13 protein-coding genes are annotated in these 16,378 nt (G+C 32.0%); 11 read left to right on the plus strand and 2 right to left on the minus strand.

Translation table 11 applies throughout. From position 1 onward, the window contains the following. The first annotated feature begins 109 nt into the window (after positions 1-109). A complete protein-coding gene (locus LCI24_RS08540; protein WP_274639999.1) occupies positions 110-1,558 on the plus strand; it encodes a S41 family peptidase in 1,449 nt (482 codons plus the stop codon). A 52-nt stretch (positions 1,559-1,610) separates the two neighbouring features. Here LCI24_RS08540 and LCI24_RS08545 read toward each other — a convergent pair whose 3' ends face one another. Together LCI24_RS08545 and LCI24_RS08550 are read right to left on the minus strand one after the other, a co-directional pair. Next, positions 1,611-2,504 carry a DUF72 domain-containing protein gene (locus tag LCI24_RS08545; RefSeq protein WP_274640000.1) on the minus strand — a complete coding sequence of 298 codons (894 nt, stop codon included), beginning with the start codon at positions 2,502-2,504 and terminating at the stop codon, positions 1,611-1,613. A gap of 2 nt (positions 2,505-2,506) precedes the next feature. Continuing rightward, positions 2,507-3,460, minus strand: a complete 954-nt coding sequence (locus LCI24_RS08550; RefSeq protein ID WP_274640001.1) for a patatin-like phospholipase family protein — start codon at positions 3,458-3,460, stop codon at positions 2,507-2,509. A gap of 64 nt (positions 3,461-3,524) precedes the next feature. On the opposite strand from LCI24_RS08550, the gene LCI24_RS08555 reads away from it, so the two are divergent. The 10 genes from LCI24_RS08555 (at position 3,525) to LCI24_RS08600 (ending at position 16,349) form a co-directional block, all read left to right on the plus strand. Continuing rightward, positions 3,525-4,574 (plus strand): WD40/YVTN/BNR-like repeat-containing protein, encoded by a 1,050-nt coding sequence (locus tag LCI24_RS08555; RefSeq protein ID WP_274640002.1) that lies wholly within the window; start codon positions 3,525-3,527, stop codon positions 4,572-4,574. 76 nt (positions 4,575-4,650) lie between these two features. Beyond that, positions 4,651-7,593, plus strand: a complete 2,943-nt coding sequence (locus LCI24_RS08560) for an amidohydrolase family protein (RefSeq protein WP_274640003.1) — start codon at positions 4,651-4,653, stop codon at positions 7,591-7,593. Between the two features lie 19 nt (positions 7,594-7,612). Continuing rightward, entirely contained in the window at positions 7,613-8,911 is a 1,299-nt protein-coding gene (locus LCI24_RS08565) for an amidohydrolase family protein (RefSeq protein WP_274640004.1), read from the plus strand. A gap of 283 nt (positions 8,912-9,194) precedes the next feature. Then, the gene (locus LCI24_RS08570) at positions 9,195-9,992 is read left to right on the plus strand and encodes a TrmH family RNA methyltransferase (RefSeq protein ID WP_274640005.1); all 798 of its coding nucleotides are present in this window, start codon (positions 9,195-9,197) and stop codon (positions 9,990-9,992) included. Positions 9,993-10,226: 234 nt separating this feature from the next. After that, complete coding sequence (locus tag LCI24_RS08575) at positions 10,227-11,285, plus strand: restriction endonuclease (protein ID WP_274640006.1); 1,059 nt, start codon at positions 10,227-10,229, stop codon at positions 11,283-11,285. A gap of 639 nt (positions 11,286-11,924) precedes the next feature. Continuing rightward, a complete protein-coding gene (locus LCI24_RS08580) occupies positions 11,925-12,968 on the plus strand; it encodes a metallophosphoesterase (protein ID WP_274640007.1) in 1,044 nt (347 codons plus the stop codon). A 229-nt stretch (positions 12,969-13,197) separates the two neighbouring features. Then, entirely contained in the window at positions 13,198-13,989 is a 792-nt protein-coding gene (locus LCI24_RS08585) for a hypothetical protein (RefSeq protein WP_274640008.1), read from the plus strand. Positions 13,990-13,992: 3 nt separating this feature from the next. Continuing rightward, positions 13,993-14,853, plus strand: coding sequence for a hypothetical protein (locus LCI24_RS08590; protein ID WP_274640009.1), 861 nt, complete (start codon positions 13,993-13,995; stop codon positions 14,851-14,853). A gap of 150 nt (positions 14,854-15,003) precedes the next feature. Beyond that, the gene (locus LCI24_RS08595; protein ID WP_274640010.1) at positions 15,004-15,291 is read left to right on the plus strand and encodes a YciI family protein; all 288 of its coding nucleotides are present in this window, start codon (positions 15,004-15,006) and stop codon (positions 15,289-15,291) included. A 44-nt stretch (positions 15,292-15,335) separates the two neighbouring features. Further along, positions 15,336-16,349, plus strand: a complete 1,014-nt coding sequence (locus tag LCI24_RS08600; RefSeq protein ID WP_274640011.1) for an alpha/beta fold hydrolase — start codon at positions 15,336-15,338, stop codon at positions 16,347-16,349. Positions 16,350-16,378 lie beyond the last annotated feature (29 nt).

Genomic DNA, 16,378 nt, shown 5'->3' on the forward strand with positions numbered 1-16,378 from the left:
CAGTTAGCACATTCCTTATAAAAGTCCATAATGGGCATTTAGGTATACCACACTCACATAACTTGATTAAATCATTAATAAAACAAACAATTACAAAAATCTAAAATAGATGAAAATAGTAAAAACAGCCCTTATTCTCTTATTTTCTATACTTATTGTTTCTTGTAGTGAAAAAGATGATGCCCCAAAAAACATAGAAGTTCAACATTTTGTTTGGAGAGGCTTAAATGCATACTACTTATGGCAAGATTTAGTTCCTGATTTAGATGACAGACGTTTTAGTAACGATAACGAAATATATAGTTATTTATCGGGCTATGATGACCCAGTAGATCTTTTTTATAGCTTATTATACATGGATAATGAATATCCACAAGACCCTAATAAAACTTATTCTTGGATTGTAGATGATTATATTGCCCTTGAGCAGTCTTTTGCAGGTACACGATTAACAAGTGGTATTAAGGCTATAGGTGCTGATTTTTCTGACGGTTCTGGTGGTTATTATGTCTACGTATACGATGTTGTTAATGGCTCTGATGCTGAAATGCAAGGAGTAACTAGAGGTATGATTATTACTGAAGTTAACGGAACAACTTTAACTAGGGCTAATGTAAATGATTTATTTGCCAATGAAACATTTACCATTCATTTGGCGGATTATAACGGAGGAAATCCTATTAGTAATGGAACAACTATCACGGTTAACAAATCACAAGTAACTGAAAACCCTGTTAAGGTAAGCAATGTAATTACAAATGGAGGTCATACAATTGGTTATTTACTCTACAATCAATTCTCTAAAGATTTCGATGGAGATTTAAATACCGAATTTGCCAACTTTAAAGCTGCCGGAATTACCGATTTAATCATCGATTTACGCTACAATGGTGGTGGTTCTCTACAAACAGCTACCTATTTAGGTAGTATGATTACTGGACAATTTACTGATGAGTTGTTTGCAAAACAACTATGGAATCAAAAAGTAATGAACTCTCGCCCTGCTGAATCATTCATCAACAATTTTACGAATCAAATTAAAAATACAGATCCGCAAGGAACTATTGTGTTAGAAGAAACCATTAACAGTTTGAATTTAACAACGGTATATTTTATTGTTTCTAGTAATTCTGCCTCAGCTTCTGAAGTCGTAATCAATTCTCTAAAACCATATATTGATGTTAAACTAGTAGGAGCTCAAACTTATGGAAAACATGTTGGTTCGATAACTTTGTACGATTCTGACGATTATACTCGATATGGAAATAATTTAAAAAGTCATACTTGGGCTCTACAGCCTATTGTTTCTGAAATTCAAAATGTAGATGGAGAAAATTCTCCTGAAGGATTTACTCCTGATATTCTTATAGATGAAGATCCTGGGAATTTAGGTATCTTGGGGGATTCTACAGAACCTTTATTAGAAAGAACTATTCAATACATTACTACGGGTGCAAAAGGAGTACCTACCATGAAAAAAGGAGTTCAATTCTCTCCATCATGGAATTCAAACATGATGCGCCCTGATTATAACAATATGTATGTGGAGTTGAAATAGAGAACTAAACGATATAAAATAAAATCCAGCTGAGTAAGCTGGATTTTATTTATTACAACAAACTCATTTGTTGGTTATTCTCTTCATTAGGAATCTTTAAATTAATTCCTAATTCTTTATTCAACTTTTTTATAAAATAGGCTGCCAACAAAGGAGATTCTACCTCCAAATTTTGATGGATAAAAAAGTTAATATTCTGTAATCCTAAATCATTCCACTCCTTTAATCTCTCTACCCAATCATCCAAACGTGCATAATCAGACGGGTGATTTGCTCCAACATAACGAACAAAAGCTTCGTTATTCGTTAAGCGCATATGCATCATATCTCTTCTACCTGCTGTATCTACTAACACATTGGCTATGTTATGTTCTTCAAACAACTGTGTAAACTCATCAAATACCGTTGTATCTTCAAACCAATCTGGGTGACGAACTTCAATAGCTAATGGTATACCTTTAGGCCAGCTCACTACAAAGTTTTGTAATCTGTCAAAGTTTTTATTTCCAAAATTAGCATGTAACTGTAAAAAGATGGTGCCTAACTTCTCTTGTAAATGCGAGGCATTATCTAAATAAACATTTACCGCATCTTGAACACCTTCTAGTCGTTTCCAATGACTTATCTCCTGCCCTAACTTTGGAAAAAATTTAAACCCTTTTGGAGTCTTTTCTTTCCATTTAGCAAATTGTTCCGCAGAAAATTGACGATAAAAAGTAGCGTTTAATTCGATAGAATTGAATTGCTTCGAATAATATTCTAATTCATCTTTTGTACCTCTCGGATAAAACCCTTTTAAATCGGCTTTGTTCCACTTAGCACACCCTACAAAAACACTTGGTTTATCATTCTTTTCATAAGAACTTAACAACTCTATTGTTTTAGGGTGAGTTTCAGGTAATGTAAAATCTATTAACTCAGGGTGTTCAACCTTTCCAAACTTCATACTTAATTGTTTTCTATTCCTTCTTCAATTTCCTGATTATCTACCATTTCTGGTCTAAACTCTGTCATTCTATCATCATTTAGCTTTTTAGCATAATTATATCCTGACTTCCACCATTGTTTCATTTTCTCTTTATCAAATACTAGAGAATTTGTAGTTAAAACTGTTGGTGTATAGTATAAATTTAACTTTACATCGTGCTGTTTTGCTGATAATTTCCCTATGGTAATATTATGTCGCTCTACATTCTCTAACATGAAATCAAACGTGTCCATCATCAAAGAAAATGGGTTCTTTGCTGGCAATCTATTCATTTGTGTCACTTCGGTAGCTAAAATTACTGCATCTACCTCTGTAGCTCCTCTAGAAATTGCTTCTCGTATAGGTATTAAACTTCCAAAACCTCCATCTGCATACTGACAGTGATCTTTTTCTAACAAACTCATAAACGGCACATAATTACACGAACCCCAAATCCAATCACAAAAATCTTCATATTCGCACTCTAAAATCGACTTATATTCAATTTGATTCGCTGTTAAATTAGAAACTGTTACCACTACTTCTTTATTTAACCTTCTAATCTCATCATACATTTCTTTGGTTATACTGTTTTTTATGAGCTTACGTAAATTTTTACTCTCACCAAAGGTTTTACTTCCATTTAAAAAGTTCCAAAACGTGTTTCTATGTCTTATTGACACCACCTTTTCACCATGTACTGATTTTACTCTGAACGGACTGTTACTAAAAATAGCTTTTTGATCTACCGAAGTATATACCTCTTTCAATTCATCAACCATACCTAAAGCCAAATGCGATACCATTAAACTACCTGTAGAAGTACCTAAAAGCATATCGTAATCTTTATTTTTATGCTTCATTAAGTATTGTGCAACTCCGCCTGCAAACGCTCCTTTACTTCCTCCTCCAGAAATTACCAAGGCTTTTTTCATTGAATTAAGTTTGATTTATCTATTTTTAGTTCTGTAAAAATATCAAAAAAAAGCAACCAAACACATGAAACAACTATCTGTACTTTTCTTTCTCTTTTACGTGTTAATTTCTTGTAAAACTGAAAAACAATACACTCCAAGAACTATTAATTCTGTTACTATAACAGAAACGAAACAAGACAGCACTAGTATTAGAGCTATACTAGCTATTGATACTAATAAATTAACCTATGCTGGTTCTATAGGAGATATTACAACTACTGAAGATGGAGGTAAAACTTGGAGTACTCAAAAACTGAAATACAATGATTCTATCATCCCACATTTTAGAAGTATTGCTCAAAATAATAACAATGTTTTTGTTCTATCGGTAGCTAATCCAGCTCTGCTATACAAAAAAAGTCAAGAAGAGTTTCAATTGGTTTATATTGAAAAAAATGAAAAAGTATTTTACGACAGTATGAAATTCTTTGCTGATGGAAAACACGGAATTGCAGTTGGTGACCCTACTGAAGATTGTCCTTCTATTATTCTTACTTCGGATGGAGGAAATACTTGGACTAAACTACCATGCACACAATTACCAACTTTTGAAGAAGGTGAAGCGTTTTTTGCCGCTAGTAACACCAACATTTCGATAGTAAACAACACGGTTTGGATTGGATCTGGTGGAACAAAAGCACGTATTTTAAAATCTACCGACTTTGGAAACACTTGGGAGGTTTTTGATACTCCAATTGTACAAGGTGACGGACCACAAGGAATTTACTCTATCGATTTTTACGATGAAAACCACGGAATCGCCATTGGAGGAAACTATTCAAAACCTGAAGAAAATCTTGCTAACAAAGCTGTTACTTCTGATGGAGGAAAAACATGGACACTTGTAGCTAACAATCAAAATCCTAATTATAAAAGCTGTGTGCAATATGTGCCTAATACTAACGGAAAAGAAGTTTTTGCGGTTGGAAAAACTGGCGTTTCATTTTCTAATGATGGTGGACACACTTGGACGGATGTTAGTAAAGAAGGATACTATTCGATTCAATTTGTAGACAGCAATACTGCTTGGTTATCAGGTCACGAAAAAATTGGAAAATTAATCCTTAACTAATTCTTAATGTTTTGTTAAAAGGAATTTTATTTCTTTTTTACTACATACTTTTATGAACTAATCAACTCAATAATCAATGAAAAAAATACTATTCTTACTCTTATCCTTGTGTATTAGTAGTTCTTTTGCACAAGAGTACTTTCCTACCAACACAGGAGTAAAGTCATCCAAAAACAATGTGTATACATTTACCAATGCTACCATTTATGTTACTCCTAATCAAGTAATAAAAAAAGGAACATTACTTGTAAAAGACGGAAAAGTGGTTTCTGTAGGAAAATCTGTTACTATTCCTAACGAAGCACAAACTATCGATCTTGATGGCAAATCTATTTATCCTTCTTTTGTAGATGTTTATGCTACTTTTGGTATTGAAAAACCAAAAAGGGAAGGTGGTCGCGGACAAGGGCCTCAATACGATGCTGGCAGAAAAGGATATTATTGGAACGATCATATTCGCCCTGATATAGACCCTGCTTCAGAATTCAAATTTGACGCTAAAAAAGCTAAAGAATTATTAGCTGCTGGTTTTGGTGCTGTTAATACGCACTTAGAAGATGGAATTATGCAAGGAAACGGAATTCTAGTTGCCTTAAATCCTAACAATACTGACGCGTATCGAATTCTAGATAAAAAATCAGGAAACTACTTGTCGTTTTCTAAAAGTGTAAAATCACGTCAAAGTTACCCAACTTCACGTATGGGAGCTATGGCTTTACTGCGCCAAACCTATTTAGATGCTGATTGGTATGCTAATGGAAATGCTAAAAATACTGACTTAGCTTTAGAAGCTTTAAATAACAACAAAAACTTACCACAAATTTTTAATGCAGGTGGTTATTTAGATAATTTACGAGCTGATAAAATTGGAGATGAATTCGGTATTCAATACACTATCTTAGGTGGAGGAAATGAGTACGAAAGAATTAATGATATAAAAGCAACCAATGCTACTTATATCCTTCCTATTAATTTTAGAAAAGCTTACGATGTATCTAACCCATTTTTAACGGATAAAATTGCGTTGAGTGATATGCGCGCTTGGAATCAAGAGCCTTCAAATCCTGCTGTTTTTGCTCAAAATAAAATTCCTTTTGCTTTAACTACACACGATTTAAAAAATGTAAAAGATTTTAGCACTAACTTACAAAAAGCTATAGCTCACGGATTAGATAAAACTACTGCTTTAGAAGCATTGACAACGGTTCCTGCTAACATTTTAAATAATACTAAAATAGGAAACTTAAAAGCTGGAAGCTATGCTAACTTTTTAATTACTTCTGGAGATATTTTTGATTCAAAAACTACCCTATTTGAAAACTGGGTTCAAGGAGCTAAGAATGTTATCAACCCTATGGATATCAAAGATATTACGGGTAATTATGCCTTAAATGTTAATGGTTCGACGTATACCATGGCAATTACAGGTTCAGGCGCTAAACAAACTGCAGAAATTAAAAAAGGTGAAGAGAAAATCAATTCAAACTTTTCATTTGCTAATGATTGGATAAACATTACTTTAAGAGAAGGTGATAATTTTACACGCTTAACTGGTCAATTAGACAATAAACAAATTAAAGGTACCGCTATTGATAATAACGGAAACGAAAGTAAATGGTCAGCTACTTATACTTCAAAAGTAGACGAGAAAAAGAAAGACAAGAAAAAAGACGACAAAACACCTGAAGTTTTTGCTGTTTCTTTCCCTAATGTAGGTTATGGTAACGCTGCTAAACCTCAAAATGAAACTATTTTAATTAAAAATGCTACTGTTTGGACTTCTGAAAACAACGAAGTATTGAACAATACTGACGTGTTAATCAAAGACGGAAAAATTTCAAAAATAGGAGCTAATTTATCTAGTAGAGCTGCAAAAGTAATTGACGGAACAGGTAAGTACCTTACCGCTGGTATTATTGATGAACACTCACATATTGCTGCGTCAGCAATTAACGAATCAGGTCATAATTCTTCTGCTGAAGTAACTATTGAAGATGTGATTAATCCTAACGATATTAATATTTATAGAAACATCGCTGGTGGTGTTACTTCTATTCAAATTTTACATGGTTCAGCCAATCCTATTGGAGGACGCTCTGCTATTATTAAACTAAAATGGGGAGAAAATGCTGACGGATTATTATACAACAATACCCCTAAATTTATCAAGTTTGCTTTAGGTGAAAACGTAAAACAATCTAACTGGGGAGATTCTAACACCATTCGTTTCCCACAAACTCGTATGGGAGTTGAACAAGTATATATCGATTACTTCCAAAGAGCTAAAGAATACGATGCTAAAAAGAAAAGCGGACAACCATATCGTAAAGATATTGAGCTAGAAACCTTAGCTGAAATCATTAACAAAGAGCGTTTCATTTCTTGTCACTCTTACGTTCAATCAGAAATTAATATGTTGATGAAGGTAGCTGAACAATTCAACTTTAACATCAACACATTCACTCATATTTTAGAAGGATATAAACTTGCTGATAAAATGAAAGAACACGGAGCTGGTGGTTCTACTTTCTCTGACTGGTGGGCATACAAGTATGAAGTTAACGACGCTATTCCTTACAACGCGGCAATTATGCACAACCAAGGAGTTACCGTTGCTATTAATTCTGATGATGCTGAAATGTCTCGTAGATTAAACCAAGAAGCTGCTAAATTGATAAAGTACGGTGGAATGAGCGAACAAGAAGCTTGGGCTACGGTAACTATAAATCCAGCAAAATTATTACACTTAAACGATCGTACAGGAAGTATTAAAGTTGGTAAAGATGCCGATGTAGTTCTATGGAGCGGAAATCCTTTATCTGTGTACTCAAAAGCAGAGAAAACAATTATTGATGGAGCAGTATACTTCGATATTGAAAAAGATTTAGAAAAACGTAAAGCTATCAAAGCAGAACGTGCTAAATTGATCAATATGATGTTACAAGAGAAGTTAAAAGGTGGTAAAACACAAGCTCCTAAGAAAAAAACTCAAAAATTATTTCACTGTGATACAGAATAAGAACTTAAAAATACAAAACATGAAAATTAAATTAATATATAGTTTGGTATGTTTCTTATTCTTAGGAAACATGCTAGCTCAACAAACACCAGCACCTAAGCAGACTCAAGATTATTCTATTGAAGGAGCTACAGCACATTTAGGTAATGGAGAAGTGATTGAAAACTCTTTAATTATGTTCTCTAACGGAAAAATTAAGTTTGTAGGAAGTGCTAAAATGAAAATTGCCCGCATGGGTACCGTTATTAATGCAAAAGGAAAACATGTATATCCAGGATTTATTGCTGCAAACACCTCTTTAGGATTAGCTGAAATAGATGCCGTTCGTGCTACAAGAGATGTTGACGAAGTTGGTACCATGTTGCCTCACATACGTAGTATTATAGCTTACAATACCGAAAGCAAAGTAGTAGAAACGATGCGTCCTAACGGAGTGTTAATGGCACAAGTAGCGCCTCGTGGTGGAGTTATCTCTGGCACCTCTTCTATCGTTCAACTAGATGCTTGGAATTGGGAAGACGCTTCTATCAAAACTGATGACGGAATTCACATGAATTGGCCTAATGCTTTTAGCCGTGGTCGTTGGTGGATGGGAGAAGATCCTGGTTTAAAACCAAATAAAGACTATCAAAAAAACATTGAGGAATTTAAAGACTTTTTTGCCAACGCAAAAAGCTATTTAGCCAGCAATAAGTCTACTAAAAACTTACCTTATGAGTCTTTACAAGGTGTTTTAAACGGTTCTCAAAAAATGTTTGTACACGTATCTGGTAAAAAAGGAATTACCGACGCGGTAAATACTTGTAAAGAATTAGGTATTAAAAACATCGTAATCGTACGCGGACAAGAAGCTGAAAAAGTAGCCGATTTATTAAACACTAACAACATTCCTGTTATTTTAGAACGTGCGCACCGTTTACCTAATGGTGAAGATACTGATTATGACAGACCTTATCGTGCTGCTAAAATATTAGCTGATGCAGGTATCTTAGTAGGTTTAGGTATGGAAGGAGAAATGGAACGTATGAGTACACGTAACCTTCCTTTTTATGCAGGTACTTACGCTGCTTACGGATTAGATAAAGAAAAAGCAGTTCAGTTAATTACAGGTAACAATGCCAAAATATTAGGAATTGATGATAAAGTAGGTACTTTAGAAGTTGGTAAGGATGCTACCCTATTTATTTCTGAAGGAGATGCTTTAGACATGCGAACAAATATTTTAAACGAAGCTTTTATTCAAGGAAGAAAGATTAGTTTAGAGTCGCACCAAACCAAATTATGGAAACGTTATTCTGATAAGTATAAGAATCAATAAAACGTCATTCCGAGGAAGTTGGACTAAGGAATCTAGATAACAATTCATCTAGTCATTTCGAGCAATAGGGAGGAATCTCATTCAAGTTTCTCCTTCCATTTCACTTATGTTTGAAATGACAACAATTTTTTCTCAAAAAAGCTCGGTTACCCGAGCTTTTTTTATTCTAAAACGATAGCCAAACAGTTAATTTCCTGCAACTTGACTTTAAATCATTTCATTTCTACACTCATGTATTTCTCTCTAGGTAATTGATTAAGTCTATATTCGTATTTTTGCAAGAATGAAACAGATTAGCAGTACACAAAACGCCTATATAAAAGAGCTTTTAAAGCTTCAAGAAAAATCGCGTGAACGTAAGAAAAAAGGACTTTTTTTAGTTGAAGGACAACGCGAAATTTCGTTAGTACTCAAAGGTGGATATGAAATTGACACTGTACTTTTTGTACCTGAACTTTTCACAGAAGAAAATCTAACTGAAATAAAAAACCAAACGGCTAATTGCATCGAAATTACGAAAGAAGTATATCAAAAACTTGCCTATCGCGATACTACCGAAGGCATTATTGCTGTGGTTAAATCTAAAAGTTTTGATTTAGACGCTATTGAATTCAACACCACTACTCCACTCGTGTTGATTATGGAAGGTATTGAAAAACCAGGAAATATTGGTGCCATGTTACGTACTGCCGATGCTGCGAATGTAGATGCTGTTTTTATCGCCAATCCTAAATCGGATATATTCAATCCCAACATCATTCGCTCTAGTGTAGGTTGTGTGTTTACCAATCAAATCGGTGTAGGTTCTTCTGAAGAAATTATTGCTTTTTTACAAAAGAAAAACATCCATATTTATAGTGCTACGCTACAAAACTCAAACGAATACCATAAAAACGACTACACAAAAGCTACGGCTTTGGTAGTAGGTACCGAAGCTACAGGCTTAACACAAATTTGGCGAGACGAAGCTATTCAAAACATCAACATCCCTATGCAAGGAGAAATTGATTCTATGAATGTATCGGTTGCTGCAGCTATTTTAACTTTTGAAGCTAAGCGACAACGTAATTTTATAAAGTAAGTTTACTTATTAAACCTGAAAAACAATATTATAACCGTACATTTTTTGTACGGTTTTTTATTTTGTTTATATTGGCTAGCGCTAATAAAAAGAACAAAAATTGCTATAGATTTCCTTTTTTTCAAAACAAGTAAGCTTAGCAATAAAAGAACAGTATAGTACTCTTATAACTCCTTTTTGGTTGTGTAATGATGTATTTAATGTGTATATAAACAAGTTAGGCTCAATTCAAAAATGGATATAAATAAAGAATATACAGAACTTTTATCACCACCAAAAAATGCTAAACCGAGCTGGTTTAGACAGCGTGGATTCAAATTTGAAAGAATTTTAAATGAACTTTTAAAAAGAGAAGGATTAGAGCCAAGATCTGGATATAAACCAGAAGGAGAACAAATAGATGGTTCATTTTTTTTAGACGGAGCGGTATTTCTACTTGAAGCCAAATGGCACAAAGATGAACTTCCAGCATCATCTATTTATCAGTTCAAGGGAAAAGTTGACGGGAAACTATTGGGAACTATTGGGATATTTATTTCCATGTCGGGTTACTCTAATGACGCTGTAGATGCTTTAACTCTAGGAAAATCTTTAAATGTTATTCTTTTTGGAAAAGACGATATTGACTCAGTTATAATACACAATAAACCCTTCAAGAATATTCTAAAATCTAAACTTAGAAAAGCAGCAGAAGAAGGAATTGTTTATTTACCAATTGAGTCAGAACAAGTAACGAAAGAAGGAGTGACGAAAATTGAAAATTACCTTTACGATGGACATTCAACTCAAATTGTAAAAAATGAAGGTGTTGATGAAATTGATACTGATTTGGTAATTATCTGTGAAGGAAAAACAGATAGTGATATTATCTCTTTCATGTCAACTAAAATTCTTAATCAACTGAATTCTACACTTTCTATAAAGATTATAGTTGCAATGGGAAAATTTACCATACCAAAAGTTGCTAACTCAGTTTTCAACCTTAATTACAAAACACCTGTTTTAATTGTTGCCGACTCTGATTCAGATACTTCTAAAACAATAGACTTGTTCAAAAGAAATATTGATTCACCAAATTGGAACGCAGCTATTCCCGATCCTGAAATCGAAACATGGCTAGGATTTAAGGATAGACATGAACTAAAGGCTAAACTTCGTAAAGGTGGTGATTTTAGAACAGAAATTAAAAGAATTATTGAAGAGACTGATATTGAAAAGCTTGCGAATGAGAATGAAGCATTTGGAGTTTTCTACAATACCATAAAAGAGCCTAACACTGTATATAAACCATAGCCACCTATCGGCAGGCTACGCTTCACATACAAGACCGTTATATGCAATTAGACTAAATGAAAAATAACAAACTAGAAATATTATTTAAACTTTTATGGGTTGGATTAACTTTGTTCACAATCTATATTTTTGGTTGGTTGACTTTTATTTATTTGACTTTCGGAAATATTGAAACCAATCAATACAGCTCTTGGAATTTACTTATACCAAATATTTTGACAATTGGACTACTTATATTCTACGCAAAAGAAATATTAATTGGATATAAACCAACATCAATAGCTCGGAATCTGAAATCATTACTAATATTCTCAACTCTCATAATAATTCTGACTATAATTCAAATCCCACAATTTAAATTATTATTTGATTCCCCAAAATCTGAGTCTTGGCAAATCATTTTATCTCTCATTATAATTTTGACCTGTTACGTTGGAATTATAACAAATAGAATATTGAGGATTAAAAAATTGAAAAACAAACTACTTTAAATTGTACATTTTTGTGCGGTTTTTTATTTTGTTTTATCTTGGCTTTCGCTTATTAAGAGAACAAAAATTACCACAACTCCCTTTTATTGCCTATAAGTATCTGGATAATAGCAGTATTATAGTTATTAGTAATACCAAAAATAAATTTATGATTAAAAAATTTTTAATAGTAGTAATAGTTTTTATGACTATTTCACCTGTATTTTGTCAAAATACTACAAATGTAAAAACTAGTGTTCAAAATAAATTCTCTGATGGACCATATATATTTATTGAAAACAATAATCTGATTAAAAAATCAATAATAAATGGTCAGGTTTTCTCTAAAGTTTTAGAACCTAATGCTTATGACACAATATTTAATCCTGACAAAGCTGTTTTTAATAACATAAGAAAAATAGCTGCGTTAAGTGACATTCACGGACAATATGATTTAGCTATTGAAATATTAAAAAACAATAAGGTAATTGACAGCAAACTGAATTGGAATTTTGGTAAAGGTCACTTAATAATTGTTGGAGATATTTTTGATAGAGGTGATAAAGTTAATGAAACCCTTTGGTTAATTTATAAACTTGAACACCAAGCAAAAAGAAAAGGTGGACGTGTACATTTTTTATTGGGTAATCACGAGTATATGATTCTCCATAAAGATTTAAGATACATAAACGAAAAATACAAGTTAACCTCTAAATTATTAAACGTAGACTATGATGAGTTATATGGAAAAAAGACTCTTATTGGTAGATGGTTACGCTCTAAACCAACAATAGTAAAAATAAATAATAACGTTTTTGTTCACGGTGGAATTTCAAAAGACTTTTTAGCTCAAAATGATTTTAATATCAAAAACATAAACGATATAATGAGAAGTTCTATAGATCGTAGCAAAAAAGAAATGAAATCTACAGACTTTTATAAAACCTATTATGGTAATACAAGTTTAATATGGTATCGTGGATATTTTAGAGACAATCTAAAGGATAAAGATATTTCTGATATCTTAACTGATATAAGTTCAAAACATATAATAGTAGGACATTGTTCTAACAAAGAAGTAGTTAGTTTGTTTAACAACAAAGTTTTCGGAGTAGACTCTAGTATTAAAAAAGGAGAATATGGTGAACTATTATTTATAAAAAACGGGAAATATTTTCGTAAAACATTAAAAGGAAATAAAATACAATTTTAGGGAGTTATATTATCTACAACCTCTATTACAGTAGGTTCATAACTTATCTATCAAAATTGAAATCATCTTTTTAACCGTACATTTTTGTACGGTTTTTTATTTTGTTTTATCTTGGCTACCATTGAATAAGAAGAATAAAATTGCTACAACTTTCATTTATCTATCAAAAATAGAATTCTGCTAACAGTTTTATTCTCATTTAACTTTAGTCATTAAACAGCTAAACAAAATGAAAAGATTAAGAAACACAGCGATATATTATATCATTTTTGGAGCTTTACTAACTGTTAGTTTTTTCTTTTTTAAACTATGGCCTATTTCAATATTAGGAATATTACTTCTACTATTCTACCTTATTTTAAGGTTTGGTTTTAAAAAGAAAAACATAAAAAATAATTTAACAAAACAGCAACTCATTTTATGGGATGCTTTTTTAATCCTTTTTCCTTTTATATATGTTATTCTTTTTAGCTGGTATGTATGGAGACCATACAACCAAGCTATTATTTTACCTAAAAACTATGAAGGTATTGTAGCTGTACAGTATAATATACCTGATGGGCAAGCAAAAGAATGGACTGGAGGTTTTTTAGGCATAGGTGCTTCTCGACTAATTAAAGTAGATAGCACTGGTATGGCTAAATCGCAATTTACATATCATAACAATGCTATACCTTTTCTTGGGGCACAACAACATAGTTCTCCTAAAGGACTAAAGATTTATTATGAAGATGATTTAGATAATGAGATTAAAGAAGCTTCTTTTTTTAAATGGGAAAATAAACAAGATAGTGTATATATATATAAAGAGGGAGTAGACTTCTATTATCCACTTCTATTATTTACTGTAACAACGCCTAATAAATATTATGACTATTATCTAACTGAAGAAGAAATGATTGAACGCTACAGAGAAAAATATAATAGAGAACCTTCTAAAGGAGAATTTTTTGATACTCGAATATTAAGAAAGGAATTTCAGCATTATTATGAATTACAAAACTATCATCACAAAAAATAAAACATGCTACCAATAATCATAAAATTTCAAGCATTTATACCTAAATCATTAGGAAAACCTTTATTAAGTTATTTTCAAAACTCAGAACATTTTAATTCTTTAACCAACAAGGAAGAGTTTGTTAGAAAAATCAGAAATATAGATTCTAAAGGTTTTACTTGGCTTCCAGAACCTGGAAATAGTTTTAGTAATAAATATTATGCTACTGATAGCGTAGAAATGTATCACCACCATAGTGAACATTCAACACGTTTAGCCATAGAAATGATAATTGAACCTAAAAAAATAGGAAATTATAATTTTTATAATGAAATATTTAAACACCCTGAACATAAAAAAGGAAAAGGAAATCCATTTAATCAACACTCAGGAGAAAGCCATCAAGTATGTGCCTATATAAAAAAAGTTCCTGAACTAGTAGATACTGGAACTACATTTATTCAAACTGGGCACCACTACGTAGGTGTTTGTAGTAATACTATTTCTCATGATCGTTCTGATGAGCTTCCATTAAACGTAGATATACAAAATTCGTTATCAGGTACATATTTTCATGAATCAGGAACGGTTCTTAACAATGATACAACTACTATAAAAGTATCTGCTTCTGCTGGTTATCCTTTTGCTGAACCATTTTCTCCTAATATTGATTTTGAATTAGAATTTATATTGTATAAAAATTTAGCAAATAAATCGCTTAGTATAAGCGTAAAAGGTTTTCATAATAATTTTCCTGCCTATGAACTTATTGTAAACCGTAATGTTGCATACTCTCACAACCCTTCTCATTATGGACATGCAGGTCCAGGTCTTATCAATTTAAATACAAGAAAATATTTTAATGTAAACAATTGTAGTCTGTAAGTTATTAGACTTTTAGCATAATTTAGAATAGACTATTTAATGATATTGATTTTTTTATAGGTATTAATCCTAGTACTATTTATAAGCCAAAACCGCTATGATTCATACCCAAACAAACGTAAAAAACTATAACTGAATAAAAAACTTTAAATGTTTATAATTAATCTGACTTATAAAACAGAACTAAAAAAAATTGACCACTTTCTTAATGAGCATGTTGAATTTCTAAATGAGCAATATGAATTAGGACATTTTATAGCTTCTGGACGAAAAACACCAAGAACAGGCGGAGTAATATTATCGAATGTCAAATCTAAATCTGAATTGGAGAAGATTATAGAAAAAGACCCTTTCAAGAAAAATAAATTAGCAGACTATGAACTGACTGAATTTGCACCGAGTAAAACTTGTGAAGAATTGAAGTTCTTAATGGAATAAAAGAATACGAACACACAATAAGTTTATTATATATAAAAATTACTATGAAATTAATTCTAAAAACCTTCAAATGGATAGGTATATTTTTAGCTGGAATTATATTACTGCTAATAGTATCAGGAGCATGTTACCGATTGTTTAGTTCAAAACCTGTTCCTCCAGGAAAATTAGTTGATGTTAATGGAACAAAACTTCATATAAGAGCTGAAGGTGAAAAAAACGATTTACCAACTGTTATTCTTGAAGCAGGTGCAAACAGTCATACAGATATGCTTCATTGGATTGCGGAAGGGTTGAAGAAAAATATGAGAGTAATACGCTATGATAGAGAAGGAAAATGGTTTAGCGAATCAAGTAAAGATAGTATTACATCAGAATTTTATGCCCACCAATTACACAAATTACTTGAGAAAAATGGAGAAAAGCCTCCTTATATCTTAGTTGGTCATTCTATGGGTGGGTCCTACAATCAAATATTCAGAGATCTGTATCCAAATGAAGTAAAAGGAATGGTCTTCTTAGATTCGAGCCACCCTAGACAATGGGAACGACTAGCTCAAAATGAATTAATTCCCAAAGAACAAATTAACTTATTAAAATTTATTGCAGTTATTTCAGATATGGGTATAAGAGGAATCTATAATAAAATAACTAGCCCTAAGGCTAAAAATGATGGCTTACCTAAAGATTGTCATATCCGTAACCTTAATCTTGCTTGTTATTCAGGTAAGGTTTATCATAGGTACCTAAAAGAAAACCGCATCAATGATGATATACTTAAGCGAGCAGGTCAAGCAAAAAGTTTAGATTCATTACCTATTTTGGTTTTTACCGCAACAGAACAGTTTAGAGAGTCTCAAAAAGAAAGATATAGAAAGAATGGTATTGATCCTGACAAACAAACTCAATTATGGTTAGATATACAAAAAGAACTGGCGAAACTATCTGCTAATAGCAAACAATTTGTTATTGAATCAAATCATGGTACTATAATTACCAAAAAGGAAAACGCTGATATAATTAATAAAGAAATACTTTTAATGGTGGAAAAAAATTGAAAAATAAAATCGTAAGTAAAATATTATAT

Source organism: Tenacibaculum larymnensis, assembly GCF_028829235.1.
GTDB lineage: Bacteria > Bacteroidota > Bacteroidia > Flavobacteriales > Flavobacteriaceae > Polaribacter > Polaribacter larymnensis.

Bases quoted from the DNA above. Each gene is read 5' to 3' on its own strand.
- LCI24_RS08540 (WP_274639999.1), top strand. From the start codon at position 110: ATGAAAATAGTAAAAACAGCCCTTATTCTCTTATTTTCTATACTTATT.
- LCI24_RS08545 (WP_274640000.1), bottom strand. From the start codon at position 2,504: ATGAAGTTTGGAAAGGTTGAACACCCTGAGTTAATAGATTTTACATTA.
- LCI24_RS08550 (WP_274640001.1), bottom strand. From the start codon at position 3,460: ATGAAAAAAGCCTTGGTAATTTCTGGAGGAGGAAGTAAAGGAGCGTTT.
- LCI24_RS08555 (WP_274640002.1), top strand. From the start codon at position 3,525: ATGAAACAACTATCTGTACTTTTCTTTCTCTTTTACGTGTTAATTTCT.
- LCI24_RS08560 (WP_274640003.1), top strand. From the start codon at position 4,651: ATGAAAAAAATACTATTCTTACTCTTATCCTTGTGTATTAGTAGTTCT.
- LCI24_RS08565 (WP_274640004.1), top strand. From the start codon at position 7,613: ATGAAAATTAAATTAATATATAGTTTGGTATGTTTCTTATTCTTAGGA.
- LCI24_RS08570 (WP_274640005.1), top strand. From the start codon at position 9,195: ATGAAACAGATTAGCAGTACACAAAACGCCTATATAAAAGAGCTTTTA.
- LCI24_RS08575 (WP_274640006.1), top strand. From the start codon at position 10,227: ATGGATATAAATAAAGAATATACAGAACTTTTATCACCACCAAAAAAT.
- LCI24_RS08580 (WP_274640007.1), top strand. From the start codon at position 11,925: ATGATTAAAAAATTTTTAATAGTAGTAATAGTTTTTATGACTATTTCA.
- LCI24_RS08585 (WP_274640008.1), top strand. From the start codon at position 13,198: ATGAAAAGATTAAGAAACACAGCGATATATTATATCATTTTTGGAGCT.
- LCI24_RS08590 (WP_274640009.1), top strand. From the start codon at position 13,993: ATGCTACCAATAATCATAAAATTTCAAGCATTTATACCTAAATCATTA.
- LCI24_RS08595 (WP_274640010.1), top strand. From the start codon at position 15,004: ATGTTTATAATTAATCTGACTTATAAAACAGAACTAAAAAAAATTGAC.
- LCI24_RS08600 (WP_274640011.1), top strand. From the start codon at position 15,336: ATGAAATTAATTCTAAAAACCTTCAAATGGATAGGTATATTTTTAGCT.